Here is an 8,918-nt window from a genome sequence, read left to right on the forward strand (position 1 = left end):
TAACTATCAATCTAAAAACTACAATCCTTCTAAAAGACTCCTTCAACACATAAAAACAATCAGCCTTTCATGTATAGTACATGAAAGGCTGATTGTTTTTCACTACACTTTTTTATGTATATAGTATATCCCCTCTATTATAAAACAAATTGAAATTATCGATAAAGTTGTACCATGAATTTCATAAAATGCAGTAAAGGATTTCCCGCTTCCTCTATCCCAAATTTCTAATGACTCGTTTAAATTGCGGAAGTTATATATGTAAGGCCGAATAGGAGAACTCCCGAAAGAACATAGGCTGCTCCAATATTTTTCATGAATAGCTCACCTCCATTAATTTTATTTGCGAATAAAACAAAAAAGACCTTTATGCGTTAAAGATCTTTTTCATCTTATCTTTGTTACAAAAGACGCCAGAATTTAAAACAAAAACTTACTTTAGGATACGCATTTCCATATATAAATTAAAGGCTATAAGGCTACCCGCATCTTCTCGATTAACATTTATTACATTAAATATTTCTTGCAATATGCGGTTTGCTGTAATGACTCGTTCCACCGCCACCTACTACTACTTTACCGCCTTTTTCGAAGATTAATAATTTACTTGAACCATCTGAAAGTAAAACTATTACTTCAGCATGGTCACTTGTCGCTACATAGATTACATAACCACTTTTGGAAATACAAGTTTCCCAATTATCATCAAATTCTGATCTCACTACTCGATTTGAATACACTTGATTTTCAATTCTTCCTTGTTCTTCGTTTTCCAAATTTATTCCTCCCACTTCTCTAAAATGTCATTTATAGTAAAATAACAGCCACTTAAAATAGTGACTGACTTTAACATAAATAGTATATGTAGTTAGTAGGAGAATGCTTGGACAATGAAAGTGTAACAATATTTAAGTATTTTACGAAACTTCCCTTTAATCATTACGGATACTTCTTTAGTATTCAAATTTCCCTCTAAAAACAATGCAAAATAACTGAAACATTTATTTATGAAATATCAGTAAACAGATCCACTAAATATAAAAGAGCTTACAGTAGTAAGCTCTTCAATCTCATTAATAAACCTTTACTTTACAATCGGCAATGTCACTTCACTCAATTTCACAGTTAGCTTTGTTCCCGCTTTCGGTCTAATTGTATAATCGTAGTCACTTGCGATTAAAACAACCCCTATTTGATGCCCTGCTTTAAATACGTAATCATCTGGCTGCATGTCCCATGTAAATGTATAATCTTTGCCAGGTTGAATCGCTGTTGAATTTTCTATACTATTTAAGTTTTGCGGATCCATCCAACCTCTCGTTACAATTTCAGGCTTCGTTCCGCCATAATCAACGAGTAAAGCTGTTAAATTTGAAACAGATCGATCAATATTTCCTGTTATTGAAATTTTAGGCGTGCCACTTATTCGCATATCTTTTTGCAGTACAGGCATTGTATATACTAATCGATTCGCTATTTCTAACTCAGGGTTTTCTACTAGTTGATTTGACTTTATTTTAGCATCATCTACTAATGAGAAAACATTGTTTACTGATCCCATACTTAATGGTAGATTGACTGTTTTATTACTTAAATACATACGGACTTTTGATGGTACAGCCGCTGGATCTGGCCAATTTTTTATTTTTTGCCACGATTTATTTTCACGTTGTACATCTACCATCGGTTCATCCATAATTCCATTTTCAATTCCATATAACCAATAATCGAACCATTTATTTTGCGTTTGTTGCCAGTTATTACTTGATGTTCCGCCGTGTCCACCTTGATGTAACCACATTTTACGAGGAACATTATTTTCGCCAAGAGCTTCCCACCACTGTGAAAACTGCTTCGTTTTTACATTCCAATCATTTAGCCCATGAACAACAAATACACTTGCTTTCACATTTTTTACATCTTTTACATAGTTACGTTTATCCCAAAACTCGTTATAATCGCCTGTTTTACGATCTTGTCCAGCAGTAAGTTCTTTAATGATCGGACCACAAACTTCAGGGTTCTTTCTTGTCAGTACTGCTTCAGCCATATTATCTGTATCTTCTCCTTGATAACCTCCCGGCGCAATGACTGCTCCATTTGCACGATAATAATCATACCAACTACTAATTGCTGCAATTGGTATAATCGTTTTTAACCCTTCCACTCCAGTCGTTGCGACAGCATTCGGTAACGTACCATTATAAGAAACTCCTGTCATTCCTACATTTCCCGAAGACCAATTTGCATTTACTTCCTTACCATCCTCTGTATATGCTTTCGCACGCCCATTTACCCAATCAATGACAGACTTTGTCCCAAGTATTTCTTGCTCATCTCCAGTTGTCGGACATCCATCGGATTTTCCAGTTCCGATACTTTCGCCTAAAATGACTGCATATCCTCTTGGAACATAATAATTACCATACGATCCAAGATTAGCTGCCCCATACGGTTTTCCTTCATACGCATACAATTCTTCATCAACATTATAAACAGGAACATCTTTTAAACCAGATCGATATGGACTCATTTCATAAATAACAGGAACTTTCACATCTGGATTCGTCTTTGGACGCATAACCTTTACTGATACACGATCTTTTTTACCATCCCGATCACTATCAACTTCTGTCTCTACAAATAGATTTTCTACAATGGCTTCATCAAGTGAATAGATTGGTTTTGTCATCCCATTTTCTAATTCAATTTTCGTGTTCGAATGTAACGCTTCTGAAACTTTTCCATTTAACTTAACACCATTCTCATTTATGTAGTTTGTTTCTTTACTTTCTGCATACGCAGTCATACTAGAAACTCCTGAAGTAATTGATAAAGATAATATAGCTGATAGTGTAATTGCTACTTTCTTTTTCTTCATGCCCTTCCCTCCCCATATATTCCTTCTTTAACTATACATTAAAATCACAGAAAATTCAGTTTATATTTTATATAAATAGTTGAGAAATTTGTAGAACTATCAAATCTTTTTATATAAAAGAAAAGGAACTAATAACAATTAGTTCCTATCTATATACATATAAAATTGTATTTCCCCATCTACTACCGAAACCCCGTATTCAAATCCATGTCTTTCTAAAATGCTTTTTACTATCGCTAATCCTAATCCTGTACCTGATTTTTCTTTACTACGAGAAGATTCTAATACGTAAAAAGGTTCCCAAATTTTATCTATTTCTTTAATTTCCTCAGAGGCAATATCATTTTGAATTTGAAAATACACAGCGTCATTTTTCTCTTCAAATGTGATTCTTATATTTTGATTCGTTGTATATTTTATCGCATTAGAAATTAAATTTTGAAAGACCATTCTCATTTTATTTAAATCAGCATAAATAATCGCGTCACCGGCATTATAGTTCACTTGCAAATTGATTTCTTTCGACTCCAGCTCAATCTTATGCTTATCTATTATACTTTGGACTAGTGGTTCAATAGGGAATTCTTCTTTTTGTAAAATATCTCTTTCTAGTTTAGAAAACCGTAATAACTCTTCAATTAAATTTGATATTTGATCTGTTTGTTTAATGATTGTATCCAAATATGTGCCATCGTCTAACCCATCTTTTATTCCTATAGAATATGCTTTTACTAATGCGATTGGTGTTTTTAATTCATGAGTTACATCTCCCATAAATCGTTTTAAATGCTCATTTCGATTTGTTAAATCTTGATGCGCTCCATGTAATTTATCACTCATGATATTAATACTATTTGCTAGATCACCTATTTCATCATTCGTTTTAACTTTCGTCCGTTTAAATTTCAAACGTGAAATATCTTCTGCTACATCACTTAATTCTTTCAATGGTGTTGTAATTGTTTTTGAAAGAATCCAAACAAGTACAACGACAAGGAATATGGAGAAACCTAAAATGTATAGATAGAATGTATTAAGGGTTTTTATTAATTCACTTGAATGCGCGATAGAAACCCCTACTAGAATTATCTTGTCTTCTTTCGCAATGTACTTCACAAAAAAACTAGATTTGATCTTCTCTTGATCATAAATCTTATTTGATTGCCCGATGTTCTTCACTTTCATTATTTCTTCTTTTGTAATCCAAAGTTTATTTAGTACAACTCTCTTTTTTGTAAGTTGCATACGTAACTCATCATTAATATCATCCTCTGAATCATTTATTGATGTATACGCAATCGTAACATTACCTTCATTTTCAATACGATTTATAGCCCCATCAAGTTCTTCACGCGATACCGACTGTATTTGCGCTGTAATGCCTTCTAAGCTTTCACGTGTTTTGTGCACATTATATTTTGGTAAAAAATAGTTAATTAATAATAAAGAGATGGCAAAAATAAGGATGACTGTTAAAGAGATGCTGAAAAATAACTTTTTACCGAGCTTATTCACACTCTTCCTCCAAACTGTATCCTAAGCCACGATGTGTCTTTATAATATTTTCTCCAATTTTTTTACGTAATCTCCTTACATGTGTATCAACTGTTCGCTCTTCTCCAAAATAGTCAAACCCCCATACGATATCTAACAACTTTTTACGCGTTAAAATCGTACCCTTATGATTTAAAAAGCATTTTATTAATTGTAATTCCGTCTTTGTAATTTCTAATTCTTTCTCATTTTTATACACTTTATTTTTGGTAAAATCTATTTTTAAATCTTGAACTTGAATAACATCTTCATGCTGCAACAGCTTTTTCGCTCGCGTAATTAGTACTCCTGGGTGAAATGGTTTTTTCACATACTCATCTGCTCCGCTTTGAAGAGCTGCTAACTCATCTTCACTTTCACTTTTCGCAGTAAGCATTAATACTTTTACACTTGAATTCTTTTTTATCTCCTGACAAACAGTGATCCCGTTACTTTTCGGCATCATCCAATCTAAAATAGCTAAATCAATTTTCTCATCGTAAAATATTTGAAGTGCTTCCTCTCCATCCTTTGCTAATAAAACTTCGAAGCCTTCTTTTTCAAAGTATGCTTTTAAAATTTTCAGCATATCTTGTTCATCATCTGCGATTAATACTTTCATTACATTTCCTCCGTTACCTATAAGCAAATATCAATTTTATCATACAACTTCTTTGTTACATGAATGTGACAGAAAAATATTTACAACATTTGAGGGTATAGTAAGTTTGAGGTGTTGTTTTATGTTCAAAAAAATAGGAGTCATTACTCTGCTTTTCTTTTTATTATCAACAAATGCGTTTGCAAATACAAATCAACAAATTGAAGTATTTGATTGCAAAAAAGAAATGGTAGTCCAAAAACAATCTTTAGATGCAGCGATTCAAAAAGAAGCAGTTCAATTTGCAAAATCAATTATCGGTCCATTCAAAAACTTAAATGTCGTTCCGAAAGATGGACATATGATAAAAATCCCTTTATCTAAACCTGTTTCTATTACAAATCAGTGGTTACATACAACAATTGATGAAGTACTCATCCTTCTTCCACTTAATGAAAAACCTTATATTATGCTTTACGATGATGAGAATAATCCGCATTTTTATTATGTAAAAGGTGATCCGAAGGGTTTATTGAAACAAATGAAAGTTAAGATGTAATTGCTTAAGAAAGGTTCCGACATGAGTATGGAACCTTTCTACAATCTTATAAAGTGACTTGAACCCTTATAATCTTCTCCTTTTACAAATCCATTTGCGCAATAAAATTCATCACCTTGCTTCGTATCCGTATGTAGAACAACAACGTGAAAATACTTTTCCGCATGTCTTAATAGTTGCTTTAATAACAACCTCCCTAATCCGATGCGCCGATAATCCTTTGAAATATAAAACCTTCTTAATCGGCTAATCTTAATATCTTTCGTATTTGGATCTTGATTTAATCCTCCTATTCCAATTATCTTATCCTCTCGAAAAATCCCATATAAACATTCACCTCGTTTACTAAATGTATTTCTTTGGCTTTCATATTCATTTATTAATTTTATTAGGAAGTTAAAACCTTCTTCTTTACTTTCCATAACAAGATGATTAATCTCATATTTAAACAAATCTTCAATCTGCTTAATTTGTATATTTTCCAGCTTAATCCCTCACTTTCTCTATCCAAATGTATCTTTTTGAAAAATAAAAATGCCCAAGAACATATAACCCTGAGCATTCATTTGACTGTGAACTTATTCAATTTGTTATGTAAATATTCTTCAATTCTGGTAATATGCCCTTCAGCTCCATTAAATCATCTATTACTAAATCAGCATGAGCAAGTTCATCTTCTTGTGCAAAATCAAAATTACATCCAATTGCAATTAGAGCATTATCTTTTGCTGCATTAATGTCAGATAAACGATCACCAACTACAACTGCCTCCTTTATATCATATTTTTTCAAAATGCTTTTTACTAAGTCACTTTTATTAAGCGATTGTATTTGTTCGATACTAAACGTTTCAGTAACCCATTGATCTAAATCATAATAAGATACGATTGCTTGCAAATAATCTGTTAAACCATTACTAGCTATGTAAATTGAGCAACCACTTTCTTTTAAATAATTGAAAACTTCCTTTACATTCGGATATAAAGCCCCTTTTCCACTCTTTATGTTTTCAATTAATCTTTCTAAAAAATAAGCATCTGTTTGTTTTCTTACTTCATTTGAATGATCAGGTAACAGTGCTTCCCAAACCTTTGGTAAAGGCACACCCATAATTTCACGATATTTATCAATTGGTGTTATCGTATCCCATAATTGTAGTGAACGTAAATGATCAAATGTATCGTCTAGTGATAACTCTAAAATTTTGTCTGTTTGAAATAAAGTTCCATCCATATCGAAAATTAGTGCTTGTAACATGACATTCTCTCCCATTCTTTATTTATGAACTACAATACAGTTTTACTCGAAATATGGTTAAGCATCTCAACAATCATTTCTGAACAATAATTCGCTGCGGTTTTCGCAAAGTCATCATATGAAACTTGCGCTGAATCATCTGCACTGTCAGAAATGCATCTCATAACGAGAAACGGTATGTCATTAATATAAGCAACATGTCCAATTGCCGCTCCTTCCATTTCTGTACAATGAGGTGCATATTCAGTGACTAATTGCTCCTTTAATTTCGAATCCTCGACGAAGCATTCTCCGCTTACGATTCTCCCTTCATGAACAGTAATATTTAAACTACTACTATTAACAGCTTTTCGGGCTAAATCTCTTAATTCCTCGCTTGCATGAAACTCTTCTTGAAACGGAAATAGATTCTTCATTTGATTTTTACTAACATCATGATGCGTAACATTTGTAGAAATAACTAGATCGCCAACTTTCACATCCGGATGTAATCCCCCCGCAACACCTGTATTAATGATAGAGTCTACATCAAACTTACTAATTAATATTTGTGTACATGCAGCTGCATTTACTTTCCCTACACCACAGCGAGTAATTATAATCTCTGTACCCATGAACTCTCCTTTATAGAAAGGCATGTTGGCAACTGTATGTTCCTCTTTTATATGTAGTTTTTCTAAAAGTAAGTCTATTTCTATTTGCATTGCTCCGATAATACCGATTCTGTTCATGTATGTAGTCCCCTTTATTAATTTGTTCTCCCCTTACATAAGCTGCAAATATTCATCAATATCTTTATTTATTTGTATAAAAGATTTATCCCAAAACTCATAATTTGTTAAATCAATTTCAAAATGTATCTTCATAAGTTCTTCAACTGGCGCTTTCCCCGTTTCTCTCAAAAATTCTTTATACCTCAAATAAAATTCACTTTTATTTTCTTTCGCTAATTCTAGTAAACTAAAACTTACTAAATAACCAAATGTGTATGGATAATTATAAAAAGGAACATCTGCTATATAAAACTGAACGTATTTCATCCAAACAAACGGCTGATATTCTGTTAGTGCATTTCCGTATGCCTTTTCTTGCGCGGCTATAGATAATTTCTCAATTTCATCAGCACTTATAGGACCTTCTTTACTTTTTTCATAAAAACTCTTTTCGAACTGGAACGATGCACGAATTGCCATAACATAATTAAAGCTATTTCTAATTTTCCAGCTAAGCAATGCCTTTTTCATTTCTGTACATTCTGCTGTTTTTATTAAGTGATCTACAAGCACCATCTCAAAGAAAATAGACGCTGATTCTGCTGTACTCATTGGCAGGTAATCATCTAAAAATGAAGTAGATTGTTCCAAACTCATAACATAAAAATGCCAAGCATGTCCTAATTCATGAGCAAGTACTCTTACACTATCAATTGTTCCATCATAACGCATTGAAATACGGGATTCTTTTTCACTGAAAAAAGGAGCACAAAATCCCCCCGACGGTTTATTATCTCTCGGTTCAGCATCTACCCAGCCATTTGCTATCGCATTCCGCGCGAACTTTGCCAATTCTTCATCTATATTTTCAAATGCATCATATATGTTTTGTACTCCTACTGAAAAAGGAATAACGGTCTCATTACTTTCTTTTAATGTCATAAGTTCATGCCATGTAATCGAATTCTTTTCCTTTTTAAAAGCGTTTAAAGCACTTACTAGCTTATCAAGTTTAGATTCCGTTGCATCCCACATTTGTGATAATACAACTTCAGAAATGCCATTCATTTGAAGGGATTGTGTTAAAACTGCTCTCCTTTCTAATTCATTACTCTTTGTGTTACGTAATCTTCCTATTTGATTCAATATAGTAGCAAAGATATCTTTTTCCTTATTCAAAGCATTTGTAAGAGAATCAAATACTATTAACCTTTCATTATGATCATCACTATTCATCGCAACGTAATTTGCTTTTCCAAATGATAAAGTCTCTTTATCGTGTATTACTTCTATCTTGTTTTTTAATTGTGTATACATATCTTCCCAAGCTTTTAATTCATTTTCTATTAGTTTAATACTTGAATGATTTGCATT

9 protein-coding genes and 1 pseudogene are annotated in these 8,918 nt (G+C 32.5%); 1 reads left to right on the top strand and 9 read right to left on the bottom strand.

All coding sequences use genetic code 11. The features are described 5' to 3' along the window. Positions 1-102: 102 nt before the first annotated feature. The 5 genes and pseudogenes from KI356_RS28495 to KI356_RS19180 form a co-directional block, all read right to left on the bottom strand. Positions 103-317, bottom strand: a pseudogene (locus KI356_RS28495) (hypothetical protein). A 195-nt stretch (positions 318-512) separates the two neighbouring features. After that, entirely contained in the window at positions 513-776 is a 264-nt protein-coding gene (locus KI356_RS19165) for a hypothetical protein (RefSeq protein ID WP_128280286.1), read from the bottom strand. Between the two features lie 308 nt (positions 777-1,084). Then, positions 1,085-2,881: a Xaa-Pro dipeptidyl-peptidase gene (locus tag KI356_RS19170; protein WP_212936150.1), complete on the bottom strand. Its 1,797-nt coding sequence runs from the start codon at positions 2,879-2,881 to the stop codon at positions 1,085-1,087. Positions 2,882-3,019: 138 nt separating this feature from the next. Then, a complete protein-coding gene (locus KI356_RS19175) occupies positions 3,020-4,396 on the bottom strand; it encodes a sensor histidine kinase (RefSeq protein WP_212936151.1) in 1,377 nt (458 codons plus the stop codon). Further along, a complete protein-coding gene (locus KI356_RS19180; RefSeq protein WP_212936152.1) occupies positions 4,389-5,036 on the bottom strand; it encodes a response regulator transcription factor in 648 nt (215 codons plus the stop codon). Before KI356_RS19180 ends, KI356_RS19175 begins: the two co-directional genes overlap by 8 nt. Positions 5,037-5,157: 121 nt before the next feature. Here KI356_RS19180 and KI356_RS19185 point away from each other — a divergent pair, with 121 nt between their 5' ends. Further along, positions 5,158-5,574: a hypothetical protein gene (locus KI356_RS19185; RefSeq protein ID WP_212936153.1), complete on the top strand. Its 417-nt coding sequence runs from the start codon at positions 5,158-5,160 to the stop codon at positions 5,572-5,574. A 38-nt stretch (positions 5,575-5,612) separates the two neighbouring features. Here the strand turns inward: KI356_RS19185 and KI356_RS19190 are convergent, their stop codons facing one another. The 4 genes from KI356_RS19190 to KI356_RS19205 all read right to left on the bottom strand — a co-directional run. Next, a complete protein-coding gene (locus KI356_RS19190; RefSeq protein ID WP_212936154.1) occupies positions 5,613-6,026 on the bottom strand; it encodes a GNAT family N-acetyltransferase in 414 nt (137 codons plus the stop codon). A gap of 130 nt (positions 6,027-6,156) precedes the next feature. After that, positions 6,157-6,831 carry an HAD family hydrolase gene (locus tag KI356_RS19195; RefSeq protein WP_212936155.1) on the bottom strand — a complete coding sequence of 225 codons (675 nt, stop codon included), beginning with the start codon at positions 6,829-6,831 and terminating at the stop codon, positions 6,157-6,159. A 29-nt stretch (positions 6,832-6,860) separates the two neighbouring features. Further along, the gene (locus KI356_RS19200; RefSeq protein ID WP_212936156.1) at positions 6,861-7,562 is read right to left on the bottom strand and encodes a 5'-methylthioadenosine/adenosylhomocysteine nucleosidase; all 702 of its coding nucleotides are present in this window, start codon (positions 7,560-7,562) and stop codon (positions 6,861-6,863) included. A 33-nt stretch (positions 7,563-7,595) separates the two neighbouring features. Next, positions 7,596-8,918: M3 family metallopeptidase (locus KI356_RS19205; RefSeq protein ID WP_212936157.1), on the bottom strand; the 1,323-nt coding region annotated here is incomplete at its 5' end.

Source organism: Bacillus hominis, from assembly GCF_018332515.1.
Lineage (GTDB): Bacteria > Bacillota > Bacilli > Bacillales > Bacillaceae_G > Bacillus_A > Bacillus_A hominis.